The sequence below is a fragment of the Chitinophaga sp. W2I13 genome (assembly GCF_050434005.1).
In the GTDB taxonomy this organism is placed as follows: Bacteria; Bacteroidota; Bacteroidia; order Chitinophagales; family Chitinophagaceae; genus Chitinophaga.
On record NZ_JBNPWD010000001.1, the window covers coordinates 3563383 to 3588704 of the forward strand.

Annotated in this window: 15 protein-coding genes and 1 pseudogene; 10 read left to right on the forward strand and 6 right to left on the reverse strand. The window is 47.2% G+C overall.

Translation table 11 applies throughout. The features are described from left to right. Positions 1-53: 53 nt before the first annotated feature. A complete protein-coding gene (locus tag QFZ48_RS14725; RefSeq protein WP_429051445.1) occupies positions 54-830 on the forward strand; it encodes an amidohydrolase family protein in 777 nt (258 codons plus the stop codon). A 93-nt stretch (positions 831-923) separates the two neighbouring features. Here QFZ48_RS14725 and QFZ48_RS14730 read toward each other — a convergent pair whose 3' ends face one another. After that, positions 924-2507 (reverse strand): FMN-binding glutamate synthase family protein, encoded by a 1584-nt coding sequence (locus tag QFZ48_RS14730; protein ID WP_429062811.1) that lies wholly within the window; start codon positions 2505-2507, stop codon positions 924-926. 454 nt (positions 2508-2961) lie between these two features. Between QFZ48_RS14730 and QFZ48_RS14735 the strand changes: the two genes are divergently transcribed. The 4 genes from QFZ48_RS14735 to QFZ48_RS14750 all read left to right on the forward strand — a co-directional run bounded on the left by QFZ48_RS14735 (position 2962) and on the right by QFZ48_RS14750 (position 11177). Continuing rightward, a complete protein-coding gene (locus tag QFZ48_RS14735) occupies positions 2962-5574 on the forward strand; it encodes a family 20 glycosylhydrolase (RefSeq protein WP_429062813.1) in 2613 nt (870 codons plus the stop codon). Positions 5575-5792: 218 nt separating this feature from the next. Beyond that, complete coding sequence (locus tag QFZ48_RS14740) at positions 5793-7976, forward strand: DUF5916 domain-containing protein (RefSeq protein ID WP_429051439.1); 2184 nt, start codon at positions 5793-5795, stop codon at positions 7974-7976. A 197-nt stretch (positions 7977-8173) separates the two neighbouring features. Then, positions 8174-9544: a TlpA family protein disulfide reductase gene (locus QFZ48_RS14745; RefSeq protein WP_429051438.1), complete on the forward strand. Its 1371-nt coding sequence runs from the start codon at positions 8174-8176 to the stop codon at positions 9542-9544. Between the two features lie 937 nt (positions 9545-10481). Continuing rightward, entirely contained in the window at positions 10482-11177 is a 696-nt protein-coding gene (locus QFZ48_RS14750; RefSeq protein WP_429062815.1) for a LytR/AlgR family response regulator transcription factor, read from the forward strand. Here QFZ48_RS14750 and QFZ48_RS14755 read toward each other — a convergent pair. The 4 genes and pseudogenes from QFZ48_RS14755 to QFZ48_RS14770 all read right to left on the reverse strand — a co-directional run bounded on the left by QFZ48_RS14755 (position 11167) and on the right by QFZ48_RS14770 (position 15761). After that, positions 11167-11877 carry an AcvB/VirJ family lysyl-phosphatidylglycerol hydrolase gene (locus QFZ48_RS14755; protein WP_429062817.1) on the reverse strand — a complete coding sequence of 237 codons (711 nt, stop codon included), beginning with the start codon at positions 11875-11877 and terminating at the stop codon, positions 11167-11169. The two genes, QFZ48_RS14750 and QFZ48_RS14755, sit on opposite strands and share 11 nt — an antisense overlap. 56 nt (positions 11878-11933) lie before the next feature. Further along, a pseudogene (locus QFZ48_RS14760) lies at positions 11934-14556 on the reverse strand (phosphatidylglycerol lysyltransferase domain-containing protein). A gap of 151 nt (positions 14557-14707) precedes the next feature. Then, positions 14708-15148 carry a universal stress protein gene (locus QFZ48_RS14765; protein ID WP_429051430.1) on the reverse strand — a complete coding sequence of 147 codons (441 nt, stop codon included), beginning with the start codon at positions 15146-15148 and terminating at the stop codon, positions 14708-14710. 40 nt (positions 15149-15188) lie between these two features. After that, a complete protein-coding gene (locus QFZ48_RS14770) occupies positions 15189-15761 on the reverse strand; it encodes a TetR/AcrR family transcriptional regulator (RefSeq protein ID WP_370912572.1) in 573 nt (190 codons plus the stop codon). 663 nt (positions 15762-16424) lie between these two features. Between QFZ48_RS14770 and QFZ48_RS14775 the strand changes: the two genes are divergently transcribed. The 5 genes from QFZ48_RS14775 (at position 16425) to QFZ48_RS14795 (ending at position 24602) form a co-directional block, all read left to right on the forward strand. After that, positions 16425-18221: an alpha-L-fucosidase gene (locus QFZ48_RS14775; RefSeq protein ID WP_429062819.1), complete on the forward strand. Its 1797-nt coding sequence runs from the start codon at positions 16425-16427 to the stop codon at positions 18219-18221. 22 nt (positions 18222-18243) lie between these two features. Then, positions 18244-20400, forward strand: coding sequence for an alpha-galactosidase (locus QFZ48_RS14780; protein WP_429062821.1), 2157 nt, complete (start codon positions 18244-18246; stop codon positions 20398-20400). Positions 20401-20434: 34 nt separating this feature from the next. Beyond that, the gene (locus QFZ48_RS14785) at positions 20435-21778 is read left to right on the forward strand and encodes an alpha-L-fucosidase (protein WP_429062822.1); all 1344 of its coding nucleotides are present in this window, start codon (positions 20435-20437) and stop codon (positions 21776-21778) included. Positions 21779-22194: 416 nt separating this feature from the next. Continuing rightward, on the forward strand, positions 22195-23655 hold the full coding sequence (locus QFZ48_RS14790; protein WP_429051423.1) for a sulfatase family protein: 1461 nt from the start codon (positions 22195-22197) through the stop codon (positions 23653-23655). A 344-nt stretch (positions 23656-23999) separates the two neighbouring features. After that, positions 24000-24602, forward strand: coding sequence for a DNA-binding response regulator (locus tag QFZ48_RS14795; protein WP_429051421.1), 603 nt, complete (start codon positions 24000-24002; stop codon positions 24600-24602). An 11-nt stretch (positions 24603-24613) separates the two neighbouring features. Here the strand turns inward: QFZ48_RS14795 and QFZ48_RS14800 are convergent, their stop codons facing one another. Beyond that, complete coding sequence (locus QFZ48_RS14800; protein WP_429062824.1) at positions 24614-25279, reverse strand: siderophore-interacting protein; 666 nt, start codon at positions 25277-25279, stop codon at positions 24614-24616. Positions 25280-25322 lie beyond the last annotated feature (43 nt).

Here is a 25322-nt window from a genome sequence, read left to right on the forward strand (position 1 = left end):
TTTCTGCTTTCAGCTATTTTCTGTAGCTTGTGTATTGTAACAACGATGAGATTATGTTTGATAAGCCCATATTCGACGCACACCTGCATATCATTGATCACCGGTTCCCTTTGCAGCCAAACGAAGGCTTTTTGCCGTCGGAATTTTCAGTAGCCGACTACCAGCAACAGGTAGCGCCGCTGAACGTAGGTGGCGGCGCAGTGGTTTCCGGCTCTTTCCAGGGATTTGATCAGGGATACCTGCTGGAAGCATTGAAACAGCTGGGCCCCGGTTATGTAGGCGTAACGCAGATACCTGCCGGTACCAGCGACGAAGAAATTATAGCCCTGCATGAAGCGGGTGTACGCGCCGTAAGATTTAATGTGCAGCGCGGTGGTTCTGAGAGTGTGAAACACCTCGAACGGCTGGCATTACGTGTGTATGAACTCGTGAAATGGCATGTGGAGCTGTATGTGGATTCCCGGCAACTGCCCGGATTATCCACTACGTTGCATAAACTGCCTGCCGTGGTTATTGATCACCTGGGTTTATCAAAAGCCGGGTTCAAATATTTATTGCCATTGGTAGAAAAAGGAGCGAGGGTAAAAGCAACGGGTTTCAGTCGTTGTGATTTTGATGTGTTAACCGCCATGCGCCAGATTACAGCTATTAATGCCAGTGCTTTATTATTCGGCACCGATTTGCCTTCTACACGGGCGCCACGGCCATTTGCCGCCTCCGATCTGCAACTGATCCTCCAGAATTTCCCGGCAGATATTGCCGCTAAAATATGCAGGGAAAACGCCCTCGCACTTTACCAGCCGCGGATTTTGTCTGGCTCAGGATTATGATGATGTTGGGGATTATATTTTTAAAAATATTTTGAGAGATAAAAAGATTCCGGCTTTTATTCCACAGGGAATAAAAGCCGGAATCTTTTTATACTATATCCACGTATCAATTCCCACGGTTTCCATTTCTTTTTTCAGATGTTCGGGCATTAGTCCGTTTAACAATGTACCCGGAGCTGCACTTGGGTATATGTCTTCAAAAGTTTTTACCTGGTTCATAAATACCCGGCGGAAAATATGCCGCCTGGTAATATGATGCGGATCTTTTAAACCGGCTGCCCCAGCGAGTTCTATGGCGCTTTCAATGGTATCGCGGTGATAGTTGGCTACGCGGTGTTTCTTGTCGTCTACCACCAGGCCGGCAGATAACCATTTGTCCTGTGTAGCCACGCCGGTAGGGCATTTATTGGTGTTGCATACCAACGCCTGAATACATCCAAGCGCCATCATCATGGCACGGGCACTGTTGCAGGTATCGGCGCCCAGGGCCATGGCCCGCAGCATGTGATAGCCGGTGAGTATTTTGCCGGAGGCAATGATCTTCATATGATGACGGATATTGAATCCGGTAAGGGTATCGTGTACGAAGGAAAGTCCATCCATCAGCGGCATGCCCACCGAGTTGGAAAATTCCGGTGGCGCGGCACCTGTACCGCCTTCACCACCATCTACAGTAATGAAATCGGGATAGATATCGGTTTCTATCATGGCCTTGCAGATGGCGTAGAATTCCCGTTGCTGGCCGATGCACAGTTTGAATCCAACCGGTTTACCCTTGCTGAGATCACGCAGGCGCTGGATAAACAGCATCATTTCGCGCGGACTGTTAAATGCTTTATGGTAAGGGGGAGAAAATACGGTGGTATGTGGTTTCACGTGACGGATGGCTGCAATTTCGGCCGTGTTTTTAGCAGCCGGTAATATACCACCATGGCCCGGTTTGGCGCCCTGCGAAATTTTCAGTTCTATCATTTTGACTTGTGACAGCGCACTTTTTTCTGCAAACAAACTATCGGAGAAATTGCCGTCATCGTCGCGGCAACCGAAATAGCCGGTACCTATTTGCCATATGATATCGCCACCTTGTTTGAGATGTGCTTCGCTGATACCTCCTTCGCCGGTGTTATGCGCAAAGTTCCCTATTTTGGCGCCGCCATTTAAAGCCTGTACAGCGTTGTTACTGAGCGATCCATAGCTCATGGCGCTCACATTGAGGATGCTGCCGGAATAAGGCTGTTTACAGTCTTTCCCGCCAAAGATTACACGCGGGTCCTTCTCCAGGTGATCAAAATTTTGCGGCTGAATAGAATGGGCCATCCATTCATATCCTTCCGCGTATACATTAAACTGGGTACCAAATGGCTGGGAGTCCAGTTCCCGCTTGGCGCGCTGGTAAATAGTAGAGCGGTCTACCCGGTTAATCGGGCTGCCATCAATATCGCTTTCCACAAAATACTGGTAAATTTTTGGCCGTAATGCCTCCATCCAGTAACGCATCCGCCCCACTACCGGGTAATTGCGGATGATGGCGTGTTTGGTTTGCAACAAGTCAAGGACACCCATCACAATAATGGGCAATACCAGCACCAGTAACCAGAAAACCCACGGGAAAAATAAACCCAAAACAACGATAACACCTAAACTAACACCTGAAAATCCAATAAATGCTTTGACCATAGACTGTAATTTTTGATTTTTTGATGCTCCTAACCACAGGAGATTGCCGAATACTTCCTTAGCTATTGTTCTTATAAATCTACTTAACGTATAGCAGATAAATTTGTTAAATCTTCGCGAAGGTTGTCTTTCTCAGGATTACGCTGATTATATTGATTTTGGGGATTTGTTTTTTTGATTTTATAAAGGATTTTGGGAGACAGCAGAGGAGATATGCGTTTTAGGATTTAATTTTCTTATATTTTTTAAAAAAGGTAAGGAACGACAAAAGCAAAATATCCGCTGCTGTCTTCCCAAATCTTTTTAAAATCAAAAACAAAATCAAAAAAAACAAATCCCCAAAATCAATATAATCAGCGTAATCCTGGGAAAGACAACCTTCGCTAAAATCCGCGCAGTTTTTAAATTTATTTATTATCTTTCAAAATAAGCCAATCTTCAATCAATCCACCAAATGAAAAAATACATTCATCCTGGTAAGTTGGTAGCAACTTTCCTGTTCTTATTTAGTACTGTAGCAGATGTCCGGGCGCAACAAGCCACGCCCTATGATGCTGCCCGGCTGAAAACCAGCTGGGAAGTGGTAGAAAACCATTACCAGGGCGGCGACAATTTCCAGTCGGCCTTCACCTTTGTGAATACGGCCGGTAAGCCGTTTCCTGCCAAAGGATGGCAGTTGTATTTCAATTTTATCAGGATGGTTGCTCCCGGGGAATTACCGGGGCATGTGAAAGTGGAGCATATTAACGGTGACCTGTACCGGTTTACACCGGCGGATGGTTTTACCGGTATCGCTCCCGGCGACTCCCTGAAACTCGCTATTACCGGCGATGCCTGGGCGGTGAATTTTACAGATGCACCTACCGGGTTGTACCTGGTATGGGACGAACAGCCGGAAAAAGGCTTCTCAATCAAGGATTATAGTATCCGCCCTTCTACTACCGCAAAGCAATTGATGCGTTATCCCGGTGATAAAACTGCCGTAGTAACGCCAACGGATATATTTAAACAGAATGCTGCAGTAAAGGATATTCCCGTATCACAGCTGCCGCTGGTGTTCCCGACGCCGAAGTCTTACACTGCCACCGGTAAAGGTCTGGTGCTGGATGCATTCCCGGAAGTAAAAGCCGATCCGCAGTTGTCTGCCAGCGCGGCAATGCTGGATGCAGAGTTGCTAACGTTGCTGGGTAAACGAAAAAAAGGAACGGCAGTTATCAGCCTGGTTTATGACACTGCTGTCACCGCTCCGGAAGGTTACCGTTTGAAAGTGGCGCCGGAAGGAATTACCATTACTGCCGGCACTGAAGCAGGCGCCTTCTATGCTATCCAATCTTTAAAAACACTGGTTCCGCCAACGGCGTTTGCCGGCAATCAGAAAACCATTACCATACCGGGTGTGGAGGTTACAGATGAGCCACGCTTTGGTTACCGCGCTTTTATGATAGATGTGGCCCGTAACTTTCATAACAAGCGCGATATGCTACGCATCATCGACCTGATGGCGCTGTATAAATTAAACGTGTTGCACTTTCATTTCAGCGATGATGAAGGCTGGCGCCTGGAAATCCCTTCCCTGCCGGAACTTACTTCCGTAGGCGCTAAGCGCGGCCATAGCAGCGACTGGAAAAATATGCTGCCGCCGTCTTATGGCTCCGGTCCGGATACCACCAACACTGCAGGTAGTGGTTATTTCTCACGCAACGATTTTATAGAAATCCTCCGCTATGCAACGGCAAGGCATATACGTGTTTTGCCTGAAATAGAAAGCCCCGGCCATGCCCGCGCTGCGGTGAAAGCCATGGAATCCCGCTACTACCGCCTGAAAGCGGCTGGTCGTGATAAGGAAGCCAATGAATACCTGCTGACCGATTTGCAGGATAAATCTGAATACCACTCTGTTCAGTATTGGAACGACAACGTGATGAACGTAGCGCTGCCTTCTACTTACCACTTCCTCGATAAAGTGGTGGAAGAAATCCAGTCGATGTATAAAGAAGCCGGCGCTCCGCTGGAATCAGTGCATATGGGCGGCGATGAAGTGCCAGGCGGCGTATTTGAAAAATCGCCTGCCTGTATCGCGTTGATGCAGCAGGATAAATCACTGAAAGATGTAAATGATCTCTGGTATTATTACTACCGCAAGGTGAATGACCTGCTGAAGGCCCGTAGCTTATCTGTAGCAGGATGGGAGGAAGCCGGGATGCGTAAAACAACGGTCGGTGGCGAATCACAGAGCATCCCTAATCCCGATTTTGTAAACGATCATTTCCAGCTGAATGTATGGAACAACGTGATCGGCGGCGGACAGGAAGATTTATCCTACCGCCTGGCAAATGCCGGGTATAAAGTCATCCTGTCTGGTGTAAGCAATTTTTATTTTGATATGGCTTACATGAAATCTTTTGATGAACCCGGATTTTACTGGGGTGGATTTGTAGACGTGGATAAGCCGTTTTATTTTATTCCGTTCGACTACTACAAGAACTCAAAAGTAGATGGCAGGGGCAACCCGGTTACACCGGAGTTGTTTGTAGGTAAGGACCGGTTAACAGGTTTTGGTGCTTCCAATATCCCAGGTATCCAGGGATTGCTGTGGAGTGAAACGGTAACCAGCTCTGACCGTATGGAATATATGATGTTGCCAAAACTACTTGGGCTTGCAGAACGTGCGTGGGCGCAGGATCCGGAGTGGGCTACCGAAAAGGATTCCGCTAAAGCCGATGCATTGTATGCACAGGCATGGAGTGTATTCAGCAATGTAATGGGTAAGCGTGAAATGCCGCGCCTGGATTATTATGAAGGGGGCTTCAACTGGCGTATCCCAACCGCAGGAGCGAAAGTGGAAAATGGCGTGCTGAGCACAAACATCCAGATGCCAGGTTTAGTGATCCGGTATACTACTAACGGCGACGAGCCTACGTTGAAGAGCCCGGTGTATACTACTCCTGTGGCAGCAGGCGGTAAAACGGTGAAGCTGAAAGTATTCAGCCCTAAAGGCCGCAGCAGCAGGACTACCACCGTAAAAGTGCCGGTAGCCGATACGCAGATGAAGAATAATAAATTATAATTTTCCGGAAGAAAGAAAGACGGTGAGCAACGGGATCTTCCTGTTGCTCACCGTTTTCATTTACGGGTTATTGTCCGGAAATCATCTTTCAAAAAAGATAAAAAAATATTCCTTATCCCCGTGAGAGCAGTTAAATCCGCTGCATTTACCCTTCATCCATTTTCTTGCTTCTCCTTTTGCAATTTTTGTATTTTGTTCGTTAAACCCATATCAACCTGATGTTTCGCATTATTCCACTTATTATTAGCTGTTGTATTGTTGGATTCTCTGTGTGTGCACAAAAGAAAAATGATGCTTATCAATTGCAGATCCGCAAAGCGGTGTCGCCTGTTAAGATAGATGGTGTAGCAGATGAAGCAGCGTGGCTGGAGGCGGATATTGCCACCGGTTTTCACATGGTGCTGCCAATGGATACCAGTGCAGCCCGGTTGCGTACAGATGTGCGGATGACCTACGACGACAAGAACCTTTACCTCATAGTAGAGAACTACACGACAGGCGACGGGCCTTATATGGTGGAATCATTGAGACGCGATTTTGCTTTTCTGAAGAATGATAACTTCCTTTTATTCATGGACCCGTTTGATGATCAGACCAACGGCTTTTCATTCGGCGCCAATGCAGCCGGTGCGCAATGGGACGGTTTGATGTATGATGGCGGAAAGGTGGACCTGAGCTGGGATAATAAGTGGACATCGGTAGTAAAGAACTACCCGGATAAATGGGTTTTTGAAGCAGCGATACCGTTTAAAACCATCCGGTATAAAAAAGGAATTACCCGGTGGGGTATTAACTTCAGTAGGAACGATCTGAAAACAACAGAGAAATCGGCATGGGCGCCGGTGCCACGGCAGTTTCCCACTGCTTCGCTGGCGTATACAGGCAACCTGGTATGGGATGCTGCTCCACCTGCTGCGGGCGCAAATGTGTCGCTGATTCCTTACCTGCTGGGAGGCATGTTAAAGGATTATGATAAGGCTACTCCCACCAAATACCGGCGGGATGCAGGTTTAGATGCCAAAGTAGCGGTTACTTCCTCGCTGAACCTCGACCTCACAGTGAACCCGGATTTCTCGCAGGTAGATGTGGATAAACAGGTGACCAACCTGGATCGTTTTGAATTGTTTTACCCGGAGAAGCGGCAGTTCTTTCTCGAAAACGGAGACCAGTTTTCAAATTTTGGGTATTCCACGATCCGTCCTTTTTTCTCGAGGCGTATTGGTCTTGGTGGCGTGCCAATCCGTTTTGGCGCCAGGCTGAGTGGCAAACTGAATAAAGACTGGCGCTTAGGAGTAATGAATATGCAAACCGGGAAGCAGGAGGAAACCGGGTTGCCGGCCCAAAACTTTACGGTGGCGGCTTTACAGCGCCGGGTGTTTTCCCGCTCCAACCTGGGTTTTATTTTTATCAATAAGGAGTCGGTAAACTATGATCCGGCTAAAGTAACGGATAAGCCAATTTACAACCGGTATAACCGGAACATGGGGCTGGAGTATAACCTGGCTTCCTCCAACAATTTCTGGACGGGAAAGGCCATGTTGCTGAAGTCGTATACGCCCAATAAAACCGGTCATGATGTGGCGCATGCCGCTAATCTGCAGTATACCAGCAAGCAATGGAACATTGGGTGGCAGCATGAGTATGTGGGACGTAATTACAATGCGGAGGTGGGATATGTGCCCCGCCAGGGATATATAAAAGTGGCGCCGCAGGTTACCCGCCTGTTCTTTCCCTTATCGGGTGCGGTGTTGAGTCATGGGCCGCAGGTAACCAGTACCTGGTTTTTTGACGAAGCGCATATGCGCCGTACTGATAACGAAACCATGCTAAACTATGGCATTGTGTTCCGGAAGCGAAACACGCTCAATATCTGGGCGTCCAACACTTATATCAAACTGCTGCAGCCTTTTGACCCTACCAATACCGGTAAAGATAGCCTGGTGAACGGGAGTCAGCATAACTGGAATACTGTGGGCGCTGATTACGTGTCAAAGCCACAGAGTTTGTTTACCTATTCGTTATCGGCCCGCTATGGAGGTTATTATGCAGATGGCAGCCGGTTAATGACCAATACGGAACTGGGATATCGTTTCCAGCCGTATGTGAGCATTGCATTAAGCGCTAACTATAACCATATCAACCTGCCAAAGCCCTGGGGCAATAATTCTTTCTGGCTGGTAGGCCCGCGGTTGGATGTAACAATGACAAACACCCTTTTCTTTACCGGGTTTATGCAATACAATGGCCAGCAGAAGAATATGAACCTGAATACCCGCTTCCAATGGCGCTACCGGCCTGCATCCGATCTTTTTATAGTGTATACCGACAATTATCTCCCGGAGCCATTTTATGTGAGAAACCGTGCTTTGGTGCTGAAGCTGGTGTATTGGTTTAATCTCTAAAAATCCGTTTTCGTATTAACAGTTAAGATTCGATTAACACTTTACCGTTTTATACCCGTTATCATTGCACCACAAGTTTGGCGTAATAGAACGGGGATGCCCGTTAAGATATATATAAAATTTTCATTTACTATCGTTGTGAATATTATCTCCCTGTAGTTTTTACTACGGGGATTTTCACCATTTAAAATCTAATTATGAACCGTCCTCCTATGATGATGCAGCTGCTGCGTATCAGCTGTATTTTTTTGATGCTGGCAGGAACAGCTGCAGCACAACAATCCGCCGCGGTGATTACGGGCAGGGTAGTGGACCATCCTGTGCAAAAGGTGTCGTTATCTTACTGGTATGATCCGGGAATTTCCCCGGCAGTTACGCAGGATACTTTGCTAAAATCTGATTCTTTTTATTTCCGTATATCCGTTCCGGCAGGAAGGGTAATATTTTTTTATGCAGATGCGGGTAGTGGATATAATTTTTATGGGATGATCCGCGGCGGGGATAGCCTGCAGATGGTGATGCAGGGCGACAGCATCCGGTTTGGCGGCAGTAGTGCAGTGTTGAACAGGGCTGTTTATACTGCTAAGCGGGAGCAGTCTGTAGTGCAGCTTCCTGTATTGCCTGATGCGTTCCGGCTGGCAGCGGCATGGCGGCAGCGGTTGCAGGCGGCAGGCAAGGTACTGGCGGTTTACCGCGACAGCATAAGTGCTGCCACGTGGGCGCTGGTAAGATCGCATGTATTAGCGGAAGCCGCATCGGGGCTGGTGAGTACTGTGTGGAAAGTGGCCGCAGCACCGGATAGTACGCTGGAAGAAAGACAAGTGCTTTTTTATAAGGATAATATACTGCCTGCATTACCGCAGATTATTCCTTCAGATACAACGGTGACGTCTATACGTTATTTGAATTATCTGTTGCAAAAAGCGGAAGCAGATTATTTTATTCAGCATCGTTATGAATGTAATAACAGGGCGATCTATGAATGGCTTAAAACGCATTACAGTGGCCGGTTACGCGACAGGTTGCTGGCGCATTCGCTGATGTTGGGTTTTGCTGCCGGCAATTCGCCGGAAGAACAGGAATGGTGTGTGCGTGACTACCTGGAGCTGGTGCAGGATGACGCATGTAAGCAGGCCATCGCAAAGCTTTACGGTCGCTCGAGGAAGGGTATTAGCAGAGGTGTGACGGCACCGGTATTCAGTTTTCCCGATGCGCAGGGAAACCTGGTGAGCCTACGGCAATTCAGCGGAAAGGTAGTATTGCTGCATTTCTACAGTGGGAAAGATCCGCTGCTGCCTGCACTTACAGAAATAAAAAATTGCTTTGATGATAGCGTTACGTTTGTGAACATCTGCTGCGATGGCAATGCTGTAAGGGGTTTGCCGGGATGGATATGGCAGCTGGATGAACAGCACCGCGACGTACTTACGCAATACAACATCAGTAAATATCCTTCGTTTATCATTGTTGGAAAGAATGGAAAAGTATATGCTATAAAGCCTCCGGATCCCGCAGTAGACCGCGGTACAGCGCTTACCAACATTATCTATGAAGCATTATTGCAGTGAGTTTTTTTCAGGGTAATAGCCAATAAAACCAAGGTAGCAACGTTTAGTAAAAGTACGCAGCTTATCCGCATCAGCGCCATTGTTCCGCAGCTAAAATTTCGAAAACCCATTTAAACCAGATTGTTAATATTTACGTTTAAATATATATATGATAATGCTGGTTTAATAAAGACACAAATCGTATATTCAGTAAATAACCGTTAAGACCCCTCTATGCCACATGCCAAAGCGTTATTTTGACAGACTACAGACCATTGATTACCTCATTAGGATCAAAGGGACCGGTAAGCCCGCTCAGTTAGCCAAGCGGCTTCGTATTTCCGAAAGAACACTCTATGAATTCCTCAAAATGATGAAGGAGTTAGGTGCTCCCATTGAGTACGACCGGTACAAAGAAAGTTACTTCTACTCAGAAAAAGGCGGCTTCAACGTCAGGTTCTCAAAAAACCTGATCGCCGTGAGTACGATGTTTCTTTTATGCTTCCTTATTTGGTGAACATGGTCCGCGCACTGACCAGTTAACCGGCCTCCCTGTTAGCTCTCCCTGCGCCCGCGCTGCCCTTTCAGGGCCTTAGATCTGTTGCACAGCTGTAAGGCAGCTGTTCCAGGATCTTTTATGTAATCTTCCTTAACTGGTGGACAGGGAAAGTATTGTCTTTCTGGACAGTAGCTTGATCTGTCCACCTTCTTTTTCCAAAATCCTTAACATTCGATTAACTGTTGCTACCCGGAATAGCTTCAATTTTACGACTGAAATTATTGTCAGCTTTTTAATGAGAATTTACTGTGAAGAATAGTTTTTTTCATAACGCGGTTTAGATTAGATTTTAGATTATACGCGGGTTTCTGTTCAGTCACCTGCCCTACTTAAATCCTCTCTTTCCGTGGCAACTGACTGGAGTAAATTTACGTACCCATATTTGAACAAATCAGCTCTATGGTACTAAACTGTATTATTTTGGGTAATAACCCGGAGGGATTTGAAGAGCTGGAGAATTATTTGTCTGCTATTCCCTATGTTTACCTGGCTGGCAGAAGCCAAACGATGGCGGAAGCACGTTTTTGGCTGGAAACACAAACCATTCATGTACTGATAGCAGGAGAATATGATGATCCGCTTTCCCTTCCAATGACCATAACAGGCATATTGCCCGTTTTAATGATGACGTATAACGATACGCCACCCGGAGGATTTGATTTCCTCCCGGCAGCACTCCTGCAACTGCCCTTTACTGCCGAAACGTTAAATAATGTGTTCTCTAAAATTTATAAGACCATAGAAATGGACGTAATTACCAGCCCCACCAAATATTCAGCGGATTATTTCACGCTGAAAACACAGCACAGTTTTGAGAAAGTATTTTATGATGATCTGCAATATGTAGAAGTAATGGATGATCATATCATGCTTCATCTCCGCGATCAGAAAATGGTGACCACCGAAAAACTCGACTGGATCATTTCACAGCTGCCGGCAAACGCTTTTATGCGGGTACATCACTGGTTCGTGATAGGATTCCGCCATATAACAGCACTGGCAGACGATCATGTAATGATTGGGGACGCCAGGATTACCTTGACAAAAGAAGTAAGAAAGGAACTGGCTAAAAGATACCAGCTGCCTATGGAGTAGCGCCTGTATGCAGCGCCGCCAGTATCTTACCCGCCACGCCGCCCGCATCTTCATCATAAGCATGCCCGCCGGGCAGGATCATTTTTTCATACCGGACATTCAGGGCTGACAGGTTGAAGTCTTTTTCCTCTGCACCAAATACCAATAGCAAAGGTTTGTTTGTAATTTTGTTGATCTCCCCAGGAACACTCATTCCCTTATTGCCGGATCTGCCCAGCATGTCAGAAAGATGCACTTCGAGATCGGTATAAAGAGACGGCGACAAAAATACCAGGTGCTTTACTTGTGCCGCCACTTCCGGTGGTAAACCGGTGTAAATGAACGGCAGCACATCTGCCCCCAGCGAATATCCGACCAGCACTACCCCGTGGTTCCCGCCCCACTGCGACTGATAATACGTAATCAATGATGCTATATCCTTTGCCGCCTGCTGTGGCGATTTTTTACTCCAGAAATATTTTAATGCATTCAATGCTACTACCGGGTAGTTCTGCTGATGAAATGATTCAATTACATTTGCGGAAAATTTCTTCATGCCACCGTCACCGGTTATATACACAATCAATGGTGCAGTATTGCCTGCGGGAGGCGCTTTAATAACCACCGGCAGGTTATTAATCCCGCTTTGTGCGTTTGACGGAAACGTTGTGAAAAATAGACAAAAGCTGAGCAGCATGGCTGCATGGAATAACTTACTCATATACCAGATTAACGCCTCCTGTAAAACAAAATCCGTTCCGCTATTGTTCGCCGGCCTCAGGGCTGCATTACTTTACTGAGGGCAGAAGGTAATTGTATCAAATCGAAATCATGTCCATATACCAGGTATTTGTTAGTCCATTCGGTGGCATATTTTTCTTTAAACTCACGCAACCCCTGGTAGTGACGGAAAAACCGCAGCTTCTCGTATGCATACTTCACCATTTTTTCCGCAGTATTTTCCGGTTGGATAATGCCGGACATCGGTACCATTCCCAGGTTCAGGTAGTGCAGCTCTTTTTGCTGCGCATCCTGGATCAGTGCAATGATCAGCGCATCCATCACTCCGCCCGGCGCGTCGGCACGTTTGCGGATCAGGTCATAAGTGCATTCCCCGGGGGCATAGTCAGGAATAATATTGAGGAACGCCGCTACTTTCCCTTCTGCATCGGTTACGGTAATGATATCCTGGTTACGGATCACGTCTTCATCAAATAAGCCCTGCGAAAAAGTGAGTTCCTTTACTTCATACTGGTGAAGCCATTCATCGCTCACCGCTTTTAAATCCTGCAGCATAGCAGTCGTTTGAGGCGCGGCATGGAAGGTAGTTACATAACCTTTATTGGCGAGGCTGTTCAAACCGTTACGCAGTGATTTTTTGTCTTTGCCGCTCAGCGTGAAGTCCCTGATATCCATAATCGCTTCCTGGCCTATCAGCATTTTTTTCTTTTATAAGATGACTGAAATAGTAGGTACTATCTTCATCCACCCGGTAGAAAGCAGGCCGGAGGCCCATCTTACGGCATTGTTGTTCAAATTCTTCCAAAACCAGCAGCTTATTATCTTCGCTGCACACCGGTTCTTCCAGTACAATAGCAAAGCTGCCCGCTACCCGGTAAGCGATAAAGCCTTCATATTGCTCAGACATAAACAACAGTTTGTCCTGGCCTATTTTGAAATAATCCATCGGGGAGTCGCCGTACTGGCTCAGGTAAAACCGTGCTTTCTCCAGGCTGGTATTCGTTTGCTGGGTAACATGCAGGTAAGGCCGTATAATAGTATAAAACAGGAAGGCCCATGCACTTACGCCTAATACACGGATCGCCGACATAAACTCTTTCCCGAACCGGGTAACGGGTTGCAGTCCGTCATCTTCCAGCAACATAAAACAATGGAAAGCATGGCGGATAGATTGCTGCCAGGTAAAATCGATCCCGAAATGTCTTACATCTAAAAAATAAAAACCAACGGTACCAAAAATGAGGACGACAAACAGTGTAGCCAATGCCGTTACCACGCCGATATTTACCAGCTGGGGATTACTTTTTACCCGGTATTGCCGCGAAGTGATAAGTAATATCACACTGGTAACCAGCGCCAGTGAAGCTTCTTCATAATCCAGCGCCTTTCCGATATGACCAAATACCGACAACAGAGAAACTGCCAGCGCCACAATCCACGCGCTGCGCAGGCCCCGGAACAAAAAGGTGGCCGTTACCAGCAACACCAGGCCCAGGAACACCACCAGTAAGTTAGTAGCGTGAATAGACGTTCCGGGAATATAAGCCCGCAGCAAATGAATACGGTTAGCCAGGGGAGGAGTAAGCACCGAAAAGATGTTCACCATACCCAACAGGAAGATCAGGATAGGTGGGAGTAGCCGTAATACCAATTCCCTGCCTTTCAGGGCAAAGGCGATCATGCCCGCAACCAACGGCAGCCAGAACTCAAACAGCCGGAATAATAAAGTGATTTCCAGTGCCTCCAGTGTACTGAATCCATAATTGCTGAGGATATAAGCCAGCGATAGTTCGATGGCGCCCAATCCGCGGAGAAAAGGGGAAATAATTAAGAAAATAGTGGCTACAATATAGCCTACGCAGGCGGCTTCCAGCGACGGGGTAACACCCACTGCCAGCATGCTCAGGTAAAGATGTCCTATGCCCGCTATTTCTATCAGCGCCGAGGCGAGTACCGTATTCATGAAAGAGGGTACCGACAATTGAAAGGTAAATATTTCATCTGCCTGCCGGGCTGCTCCCGGAAAGTATTTCACCAGCCACTGATAGGCTTTGCCTTTCAATTGCATGGAACGTACCAGCCATACTACGCCGAGCAGCAGCGCACAAATGGCGATGAGTCCCCACAAAGCATCTTTCATGGTGGCTGCATGAAACATCGCATAAGCAACAACCGGAATACCCACCAGGAAAACAGACAGGATGCCTACAAATCCATAGATGCCGGAGGCCTGGTGGATTTGTTGCTTATGCAAGCCGGTGCGGCGTAAGCTCTGTGGCAGATAGGCCAGTGAACTGACACCGCCTGCGGGAAGAAATACGGATAAAAGATTGCGCTTCAGGAATAATTCGGTACTCCGGCCAGCATCCAGTTTGGCGCCTACCGCTCGGAAACTGAATACATACATGCCTGCCTGTAATAAAATATAGGCGATAGTTACTACTACTCCCAGCACCACCCAACCCCTCTGGGCCTTTTCAATAGCAGGGATCAGGGAGTATAATTCATGACGCTGTGACCGGAAGAAATAAATGGCCAGTAATATGAATAACACGGCCAGTAGCTCTTTGAGGTGGAGCTTACGTAAAAACGCTGCAGTAAAAAATTTCTTTTTCAAAGGTTCGTGGGTTTCGTTAGGTCTGTTGTTCGCAATGACCACAAAGGTATACCAACTTTTAAACGAATCTTTTAGGCTACGGGGAGTTTAAGGCTATTTTAATCTGCCAGGTGTTGGGGTTGTTGCAGGATATAAAGCAACTCCCGGGCTGTTTTGCCGGGAGTTGCGGTTGTATGAATTGTTGAGTGTTGTTTTAGTGTTCCTCCAGGTTATAGGGAACCACCAGTACGGGAATGCGGGAATGGCGGATTATATATTCCGCATTGCTGCCCAGCAGCATATGATCCAGGCCGGTCCGGCCATGAGTGCCTACCACCAGCATAGTGGCATTGCTGTCATGTGCCTGTACCAGGGTTTCATTTTTAGGGTTGCCGGTACCTACTACAATGCTGATGTTCTGCTTATCCGGGTAATTTTGTTTGTAAGCTTCCAGTCTTTCCTCCACTTCACGGATACGGGCCGGAATATCGTCGGTAAACACGGGGCCGCCTTCCGGCAGGCCGATGCCAATGCCTATTTCTACCACGGAAAAGAGGGTAACGGAAGCATTCATTTTATCGGCCAGTTCGAGGCCGGTCCTGATCAGGCTTTCTGAAAAGCTGCTCAGGTCTACTGCGATCATGATGTCTGACATATGCAGGTGGATTAATTTGTGAATATTTATTCATTTATCATTATGCTTTCAGGGCATCCCAGCATAGGTCGAACGTACTGTTGATCCGGCTTCTGTTAAGGGTAATGCTGCTGTAATGCGTTTGTTTTACCAGTTCATTCATAGCGCCCATCATAAAGGTGAGCAAAAGTCCAATATCTGTTTGCTTGATAAGTTGTTCTTTCTGGCCTCTTTCCATCAATGCGTAGAAGGGGGCCGACAGCTGTTGCGCTTTTTCCCGGGTGCCGGCCGTAATAAAAGGGGAGTGATAGCATTGCTCCATGAAAATCACTTCTTCAAAGTGCTGCAGCTTATAGCGCAGGATATTCAGCCATATATTTTTGAACCCTGGTTTGAAAGGTAACTGCGGGTTATAGCCTTTAAAAGATACCTGTACCGAGTTTTCCCGGCAGGCAGCAAATAAGGCGTTAATCAGTTCATCTTTCCCTTTGAAGTAAACATACAGGGTGCCGGTGGCAATGCCGGCTTCCCTGGAGATGTCGCCCATGGTAATGCCGGACAATCCCTTTTTAGCCACCAGCTTGAGGGCCGACTGGAAAATCTGGGCTACTTTTTTATCATCTTTCAGTTTCACATTACAAAGATAAGCGAATAAATATTCATTTTCAAGATCAAAAAAGCCTCCGCAGTGGAAACCGCAGAGGCGCTGTAGCTAGATGATGATTAAATCAAAAACCCATTGATCGTCAGACCGGTGGGTGATTGTTTAACACTGGAAAAATCCCCGTCGGCCTGAAAAGGCCAACAGGTACTGCTGAGATATTTGTTAGTTGTATGCATTTCAGTTATCAGACTGAACATAACGATAAAACAATATTAGCCGGACTGGGTGTGCAGAGCGTTAATTAAACCTAAACAAGAATTGAAATAACGGGGAGAAAGGGCAAAAAAGAAACCCTTGCTGATGACCACAGCAAGGGTTTTAAAAAAACATTCACATGGCACCTGCGGCATCGCGTCAGATGCTGATAACACATTTATAGCCTGCTATTAAGCTAAATAAGATGATTGCTGAATTTGGAAAGTTACCAATTTGCTTAGTGGATTGTAACTTGTCGAACCCGAAATTAGATATTACTATCCGGAATAATCGTTAACCGTTGGTTAATGACGCGAAGCGCCCGCCTCCCTCCGCTGATTGTAGCATTTTCCCTTTCCCTGATACCATTTTCCACGCATTTGCATATACCGCAGGATATGTATATTTTTTACGGATTGTACTACTAAACTTAGCTATATGTTCCACCGGATTCCAACGTTATTACTATTCCTGTGCCTGCTCACTTCGCAAAAAGGGAATTCCCAGGACATGCCGGATATGTGGAACAAAGGTGCCGTAGCCAATAAGCTCCATCCCGGGCTGAAATGGTTCAGCGAAGCTAAGTTCGGGCTGTTCATTCACTGGGGACTTTATTCTAAACTAGGTGGCCGCTGGAACGACAGCAGCTACTACGGCAGCGGCGAATGGATCATGAACCGCGCAAAAGCCCCGGCTGCTGAATATGCCAAAGTAGCACAAACATTCAACCCCACCGGGTTTAACGCAGAAGAATGGGCAGAAACAGCCCGGCAGTCGGGGATTAAGTATATGGTGATCACCGCCAAACACCACGAAGGCTTCAGCATGTACGATTCCAAAGTAACTGACTTTGATATCGTTGACGCTTCTCCCTATAAAAAAGATCCGATGAAGGCGCTCTCCGACGCCTGCCGCACAAAAGGCATACACTTCGGATTTTACTACTCCCAGTTCCTCGACTGGCACGAACCTAACGGCGGCGGAAATAACTGGGATTTTAAAAACAAAGAGAAAGATTACCAGCAATACTACCGCACCAAATCAATCCCGCAGCTGAAGGAACTGTTAACCAACTACGGTCCGCTGGGCCTCGTTTGGTTTGATATGCCCGGCGGCTTAACCGCAGCACAAACCAAACAGATGATCGACAGTCTCCGGCTACTGCAGCCAGGCTGCCTGTTCAGCAGCCGCGTAGGACATGATCTTGGCGACTACCGCGATTTTGGCGATTCTGAAATACCCCCGGTTCCCATCCCGGGCGCCTGGGAATCTATTTATACCCACAACGACTCCTGGGGCTATATCCGTCACGATCTGAATTTTAAATCACCTACGGAAATCATCCGGCTCCTGGGAAATGTAGCCTCCAAAGGAGGAAACCTGATGCTGAATGTTGGTCCCGACGGCAATGGCCAATGGCCTGCCTATTCCATAGCATACCTGAAAGCCACCGGTAAATGGCTGCAAACCTATGGAGAAAGCATTTATGGCACCATCTGGGGACTGATCCCGGCACAGCCCTGGGGCGTAACCACTAGTAAACCAGGAAAGTTATTCCTGCATATCTGGCAAATGCCAGCCAACAGGCAGTTACGAGTACCCGGACTCACAGCAAAAATTAAATCGGTAAAAATCCTGGGTACTAAAGACCAGCTTGCGTGGAAACAGCTGCCGGAAGAAACCGTTATCCAGCTGCCGGCAATATTGCCGGATACCCGAAGTACCGTGATTGAAGTGGTGTATACCGGGCAGCAAACAGATTTATCACAGCTGCGCACACAAACCGTGAGCAGCGAATATGCGCAGGCGGAAATACCCGCTGTATGGGCCGTTTTCAACGGCGCCGCCAAAAGCAAACTCTTTACGTATTCCCATTACTTCGGCGACTGGAAACATGATAACTGCATCACCGGTATGGTAACTCCCGATGATGCGATTGTATTTCCACTGGAAGTACAGGACGCAGGCGACTATAAAATTATACTGGATTACGCCTGCGAACCGGGAAGCGCATCGCAGCAGGGACTGGTAACCCTTGGCGGGCAACAACTGCCCTTCCTCACACTGGTAACCGGCAGCTACGACAGCCACAAACCCATGAACTTTATTCAACACGCAGTTGGCATTATACATATTGATAAGGCGGGCAAACAAAACCTGACAGTGAAACCGGTTTCCGGAAATAAAAATGAATTATGCTGGTTACGGAAAGTGATCCTGCAGCCAGTGAAATAATAATTTATCAGAGAACAAGAACATGAAAAGAACACACCTCCTGTTTGGACTGGTTACCAGTCTTTATTCCGGTATAGCGATCGCACAGGTGAAAGCCCCTGCGCCCGACTGGCTCATCAGCCACCAGTCGTATACCGCCACGGTAACGGAAAAGGAAAAGGAAATTACACTCAGCAATGGTTTGCTGAGCCGGAGTTTTCGTATAGCCCCTAACGTAATCTGCACCGATTACCGTAACCTGGTCAGCGGTGAACAGCTGCTGCGTGCTATTAAGCCCGAAGCCAGGCTTACTATTAACGGGCACGACTATATGATTGGCGGCGCCCGGGGCCAAAAGCAACAGGCATATCTGCTTCCTGCGTGGCTGGATAACCTGAAAGCCGGGTCAACAGATTTTATTTACAGTGGCCACCAGGTAACCGCCACCTCTCCCTATTTAAAATGGCAGGCAAAAGGCTGGTGCAGCAATCCAAAGCAGCCCTCCGGCAAAGAGCTTACCTTCTCGTATGAGGCGCAGGCGCCTGAACTGAAAGGCATCAGCGTTAAAGTGCACTACGATATTTTTGACGGGATCCCGCTCCTCTCGAAATGGCTGGAAATAACCAACAAGAGCGGACAACCCATAAAGCTGCAACAGGTAGTGAATGAAATACTGGCAACGCCGGAAGAGGAATCTGCAGTAGTAGGCAGCGTGAATAAAATGCAGGTACCGCACGGAATTTATATCGAAAGTAATTACGCTTTCAATAATGCCATGAAGGCAAATCTCAGCGATCAGACCACCCACTGGAAAGCCGACAGCACCTACACTTCCCAGGTAAACTACGACCTGCAAACGCCCTGCGTACTGGAAGTATACCCAAGTGTGCCGGTAGGCATCACCTTAGCCGCCGGTGAACATTTTGAATCGATCCGTACCTACGAACTGTTGTTTGACGGATACGACCGCGAAAGAAATGGATTGGCTAAGAGAAGATTTTACCGCACCATCGCACCGTGGACCACCGAAAATCCTATTTTCATGCACCTGGTAAGTACCGACCCCGTGAAAGTAAAAGCGATCATTGACCAATGCGCCGCAACCGGCTATGAAGGCGTGATCCTCAGCTTTGGCAGTGGTTTGAATATGGAAGATACAGGCGCTGCCAACATCGCTAAATTCAAAGCGCTGGCGGATTATGCACATAGTAAAAAGGTGCTGCTGGGCGGTTACTCCCTGTTTTCGAGCAGGCGTATCAGTGAGGAAGATGATGTGATTAACCCGGCAACCGGTAAAACAGGCGGTGCATTTTTTGGGAATGCTCCCTGTATGGGCAGCAAATGGGGCCTGAGTTATCTGCAGAAGATTAAAAGTTTTATCAGCGCTACCGGCTTCGATATTTTTGAAAATGATGGGCCTTACCCCGGAGATGTTTGCGCCTCCACAACACATCCCGGCCACACCGGGCTGGAAGATTCCCAGTGGAAGCAAATGCAGTTACAGAAAGGGCTTTATCACTGGCTCAACGAAAAAGGGGTGTATGTAAATGCCCCCGATTGGTACTTCCTGGATGGCACCAACAAAATAGCATTGGGCTACCGCGAAGTAAATTTTTCCCTGCCACGCGCAGAACAACTGATCCTGAACAGGCAGAATATTTTTGATGGCACCTGGGAGAAAACCCCTTCCATGAGCTGGGGATTTGTACCGCTCAGCGAATACCAGGGCGGAGGCGCAGCCGCGACCCTGGAACCGCTGAAAGATCACCTGGACGCCTACGACCAGCTGATGGCACAGTATTACGGCGCCGGAGTACAGGCCTGCTACCGTGGTCCGCGTTTATACGACACCGATAGCACCAAAGCAGTGGTAAAGAACATGGTCAACTGGTATAAAAAGTATCGCGACATTCTCAATACGGACATCATTCACCTGCGTAGGGCTGATGGCCGCGACTGGGACGGGATTATGCATATAAGCGCCCAATTGCCGCAAAAGGCCCTGGCGATGCTGTACAATCCAACACAACAGGCCATTACCCGTGAAGTGGCGCTGCCTCTGTATTACAGCGGGCTCACACAAAGCGTGCGTATCCGGGAAAAAGAAGGACCGCTAAAAACGTATACCCTTGACCGTTACCGCGCTCATGTGAAAGTAACCATCCCCGCAAATGGCTACACCTGGCTGGTAGCCGAGTAACCTTGTATCAAACCGAATGTATAATTTATTAGTTATGAAGAAACTATCACTTTGTATTCTCACTTTCCTGGTATTCCTGTCGGCAGTTAACGCACAGGAAAAGAAAATATTCAACGAAACAGATGCACAGAAAGAGCAACGGCTGTCCTGGTGGGTGAACGACCGCTTCGGCATGTTTATTCACTGGGGACTGTATTCCATGCCTTCCCGGCACGAATGGGTAAAAAGTAATGAGCATATTACCGACAGTGCCTACCAGAAATATTTCGACCTCTATAACCCGGACCTCTACAATCCACGCGAATGGGCGCGGCAGGCGAAAGCGGCAGGTATGAAGTATGCAGTGATCACCACCAAGCACCATGAAGGCTTCTGTTTATTTGATTCTAAATACACCGATTACAAAGCGCCTAACACGGCAGCTAAAAGGGATCTGATCAAGGAATGGGTAGACGCTTTCCGGGCAGAAGGATTAAAAGTAGGGTTTTATTATTCGCTGATCGACTGGCATCATCCGGATTATACCATCGACCGTGTGCACCCGCAGCGTCCTTCCGATCCGAAGGATTATGAGCAGCTGAATAAGGGCCGCGATATGGAAAAATACCGTACTTACCTGAAGAACCAGGTAAAGGAACTTATGACCAACTACGGTAAAATTGACATCCTCTGGACCGACTTTTCTTTTCCGGGAGAGCATGGGAAAGATCATAACGACTGGAATTCGCTGGATCTTATTAAAATGATCCGCAAGCTGCAACCAGGCATTATCATCAACGACCGCCTGGACCTTGGAGAATATGAAGACGGCGGCGATTTTGCCACACCGGAGCAATACAAAGTATCCGAATGGCCTACCCGTAATGGCAAGCGCATTCATTGGGAAACCTGCCAGACTTTTTCCGGTTCATGGGGATATTACCGTGATGAAACTTCCTGGAAGGATAACAAGCAGTTACTGGTGTTGCTGATTGAATCGGTGAGTAAGGGCGGTAACCTGTTGCTAAACGTAGGACCTACCTCCCGCGGTACTTTTGATGCCCGCGCACAGGACAGGCTGAAAGGAATGGGTGAGTGGATGCAGGTGAATGGCCGTTCCATTTACGGCTGCACCGAAGCACCAGCGGAGTTCAAGCGCCCTGATAACAGTTTGCTGACTTACAATCCAACCACCAAACGTTTGTATGTGCATTTGCTCGACTACCCATTACAACGTTTCGAACTGCCGGGCATGAAAGGCAAAGTAAAATACGCGCAGCTACTAAACGATGGCTCCGAAGTGAAAATGCGTGGCACCGACAAAGGCGACCTTGCCCTGGAACTGCCGGTGCGCAAACCTGACGTGGAGATCCCGGTGATAGAACTGATTTTGCAATGAGCGGGTTTTGTCTTGAGCGCTGATTACGCTGATTATAATGATTTAGGGGATTGACCTTTGGGATTTTATTATGATTAGGGGAGATAGAAGCGATTTGATCTTTTGAGATTTTTATTGTTATTTTTGTTATGATTAAGGGAGATATAGGCGGATTTATTCGCTTATATCTCCCTTAATCTTTAATACATCTTATGATAACAAATCGCTTATATATTCTCTAATCTTATAAAAATCCCAAAGGTCAAATCGCTTCTATCTCCCCTAATCATAATAAAATCCCAAAGGTCAATCCCCTAAATCATTATAATCAGCGTAATCAGCGCTCAAGACAAAACTCGCTAAGACAAATTTTTCTAGGAAATCCGCGGAAGATGTATATTTTTATACTCACCATTATTTATTGTTAAACGTCCCGGATGAAAAGAGCTTTTTTTTGCCTGAGCACATTCATATTGGCGGCTGTATCATTCAGCTTTAGGGAACTGCCGCCGGTGGCAAAAAAGCCGAATATTGTGATCATCTTCATGGATGACATGGGTTATGGTGACCTTGAATGTTTTGCCGGTACTCCCTGGCACACTCCCAATATCAACCGTATGGCCGCTCAGGGCATGCGTTTCACTTATTTTTATGCAGCGCAGGCAGTTTGTTCTGCATCAAGGGCAGGATTGCTGACCGGCTGTTATCCTAACAGGGTAGGCATTAATGGCGCTTTGTCGCCGGCATCGCCTATTGCGCTGGACACCGCCGAACAAACCATTGCATCTGTTTTAAAAGCACGGGGTTACCGCACCGGGATGGTAGGTAAGTGGCACCTGGGAAGCAGGGAACCATGGTTGCCTTTACAGCATGGTTTTGATGAGTACCTCGGACTGCCTTATTCCAATGATATGTGGCCGGTACATTATGATGGAAAGCCTTATTCCGATACCTCTGCGCATCCGCGGAGAAAGTATCCGCCACTGCCGCTGATAGAAGGTAATAAGCCACTCAGATATATTAAAACACTGGAAGATCAGTCGCAACTCACTACGCTTTATACAGAAAGGGCCTGCCGTTTTATAAAGAATAACCGGCAGCAACCATTTTTTCTTTACCTGGCGCACAGTATGCCACATGTACCTATTGCGGTGTCAGAGAAGTATAAAGGAAAAAGTAAGGATGGACTTTTTGGAGATGTGATAGCAGAAATAGATTGGTCTGTTGGCCAGGTATTAAAGACGTTGGAGGAGAATGGTTTGTCTGATAACACCCTGGTGATTTTTACCAGCGATAATGGTCCCTGGTTATCTTATGGTAACCATGCCGGAAATACCGGCGGCCTGCGCGAAGGTAAAGGTACTTCCTGGGAAGGTGGCACGAGGGTACCGTGTATCATGCGCTGGCCGGGGAAGATTCCTGCCGGTACTGTTTGCAACAAAATGGCTGCTACCATTGATCTGCTTCCTACAGTGGCCAATTTATGCGGGGCTGCATTGCCAGTCCGGAAAATTGACGGAGTGGATATGAAGTCATTATTATTTAATGAGCCGGAAGCAAACCCGCGGGATGAGCTGGCCGTATATTACCAGGTGAATAGTTTGGAGGCCATCAGGAAAGGGCCGTGGAAACTGATGCTCCCGCATAGAAGCAGAACGTATAAATTAAACCTGCCGGGATATGATGGTTTTCCCGGTGCGCAGCCGGAAGTAGACGTCCCTATGGCATTGTATGACATGCGGCGTGATCCGGGTGAAACATTGGATGTGCAGCAGCAGTTTCCGGAGGTGGTGAAATCCCTGCAGGCGATAGCAGAAAAGTACCGGTCGACGCTTGGCGACGACCTTACCGGGGCGAAGGGAACTGAGCGGAGACCCGCAGGAAAAGTACAACCATAATATATATATACCAAAGTATAATTTGTTTTAAATGATAGAAGTCCTGACTTTTAAGTAGTTGATTAGTAAGTAATTGTATCCAGGTTAATCCTTTAATAAACTGTCAGATACCACGTTATATTTTCATTTTATTGCTAATATAAAATGAATTGTATATTAATATTTATTGAAAAACCATATATGTATCCGATTGACTACTGCATGTAATTGTTTCAAATTTGCGACGGGTATGGGAACCGTGTGATTCTTTCCATTTATAATTTATCAACCATACCAGCTTCCGGAAAACCTGCAGTTATTAATGGAATATTTCATATGAATATACATAACCCAAAAGGAATATTATGAAAAAAGTGCGGCCTATTAATTCTGCTAACCTGGGAGGAACGCGTGTTTTAGAGGTTTCAGGATTGCACAGCGAATCGTCGGAAACGTTACAACAATTAGCAAAAGATATCTGCAACCTGGTTTTTATGGATATAGAGATACCCGGATTGACCGCAATAGAAGCCGCCAGCATAGTAAAAGCAGCTTACCCTGATATAAATGTGCTATTGCTTACCCTGAACGAAACGGAACAGGGATTAATACAGGTGCCGGCAGCAACTGAAGCGTTTAAAATCGATCATGTACCCCCGGTCTCCCTGACAGAGTTTATTTCTCAGATATATGAGACGGCTTTGCAGTCGAACTTAGTGGCGGTTAACAAAGTACTGGCCTTTTTCCGCAAGGAGAAACAGGTTTATCAGGACCCCTACGGATTATCGCCGCGGGAGAAGGAGATTTTACGTTGCCTGGTAAATGGCGACACCTATAAGCAGATAGCAGAAGGGTGCCATATCAGTGTGGGAACGGTCCGTTCCCATATCATGAATATTTATCGCAAGCTCGATGTAAAATCCCGCTCCAACGCTATTGTAAAGGCAATGAAAGAACACCTGGTCTGATGCCATAGCGTTTAGCCCCAGAAACCCTGTGCCTTTACCTGTTTGCCTTGCTGACGTAATAATTTGCGTACCTGTACCACCATCTGTTGATTACCTGCCACATAATAAGTTGTATTTGCCACCGGGAAATCATAATGGTATAACCATTCATGTAAATCGGTGAAATAATGACCGTTATTGGAAAGCGGCTGTACCGGCATTTGTAATATCTGCCGGGTAAGCGGATCTTCCAATTGCAGGAAGCAATGAAATTGTTGTTGGTTGGTTTTACGCAGGTATAAAGAATGAAAGTGCCCTGCAGCGCTGGCGTCACCTATGCACACCAGGTGCTGCATGCCGGAGGGCTGATGCTGACCACCACCGGGCCCGGCATAATTTACTTCATCACCAGGTTGCAGTTCCAGCGCCCAGGAGCTGCCAGCTCCCTCATGTCCGCAATCCACTATAAGGGTGGCGGTTTGTGCAGCAGTGTCCCAGCATGCAACGGTGTAATCGCGATACGCATATGGAGCCACCTCACATTTGAGATGCTGGGTGCTGCGTTCTGGCAGGGCCTGCGACAGTTGCAAATCTATCTCTAATAAAAAATTTCCTATACGTGCTACGCTTATTACGTGCGCAGTTTTCCCTATGCGCGACATCAGTAAACTGGTCGCCCTTTCTTTAATTGAAGGCATTTATTAAATGTGTTTGATGATTAAAACGCGCCGGCTTGCGGCG

What these genes read in the sequence shown, in the direction of transcription:
- QFZ48_RS14730 (WP_429062811.1), bottom strand. Translation starts at nt 2,507, where the DNA reads ATGGTCAAAGCATTTATTGGATTTTCAGGTGTTAGTTTAGGTGTTATC.
- QFZ48_RS14800 (WP_429062824.1), bottom strand. Translation starts at nt 25,279, where the DNA reads ATGCCTTCAATTAAAGAAAGGGCGACCAGTTTACTGATGTCGCGCATA.
- QFZ48_RS14785 (WP_429062822.1), top strand. Translation starts at nt 20,435, where the DNA reads ATGAAGAAACTATCACTTTGTATTCTCACTTTCCTGGTATTCCTGTCG.
- QFZ48_RS14725 (WP_429051445.1), top strand. Translation starts at nt 54, where the DNA reads ATGTTTGATAAGCCCATATTCGACGCACACCTGCATATCATTGATCAC.
- QFZ48_RS14775 (WP_429062819.1), top strand. Translation starts at nt 16,425, where the DNA reads ATGTTCCACCGGATTCCAACGTTATTACTATTCCTGTGCCTGCTCACT.
- QFZ48_RS14795 (WP_429051421.1), top strand. Translation starts at nt 24,000, where the DNA reads ATGAAAAAAGTGCGGCCTATTAATTCTGCTAACCTGGGAGGAACGCGT.
- QFZ48_RS14790 (WP_429051423.1), top strand. Translation starts at nt 22,195, where the DNA reads ATGAAAAGAGCTTTTTTTTGCCTGAGCACATTCATATTGGCGGCTGTA.
- QFZ48_RS14750 (WP_429062815.1), top strand. Translation starts at nt 10,482, where the DNA reads ATGGTACTAAACTGTATTATTTTGGGTAATAACCCGGAGGGATTTGAA.
- QFZ48_RS14735 (WP_429062813.1), top strand. Translation starts at nt 2,962, where the DNA reads ATGAAAAAATACATTCATCCTGGTAAGTTGGTAGCAACTTTCCTGTTC.
- QFZ48_RS14765 (WP_429051430.1), bottom strand. Translation starts at nt 15,148, where the DNA reads ATGTCAGACATCATGATCGCAGTAGACCTGAGCAGCTTTTCAGAAAGC.
- QFZ48_RS14745 (WP_429051438.1), top strand. Translation starts at nt 8,174, where the DNA reads ATGAACCGTCCTCCTATGATGATGCAGCTGCTGCGTATCAGCTGTATT.
- QFZ48_RS14755 (WP_429062817.1), bottom strand. Translation starts at nt 11,877, where the DNA reads ATGAGTAAGTTATTCCATGCAGCCATGCTGCTCAGCTTTTGTCTATTT.
- QFZ48_RS14740 (WP_429051439.1), top strand. Translation starts at nt 5,793, where the DNA reads ATGTTTCGCATTATTCCACTTATTATTAGCTGTTGTATTGTTGGATTC.
- QFZ48_RS14780 (WP_429062821.1), top strand. Translation starts at nt 18,244, where the DNA reads ATGAAAAGAACACACCTCCTGTTTGGACTGGTTACCAGTCTTTATTCC.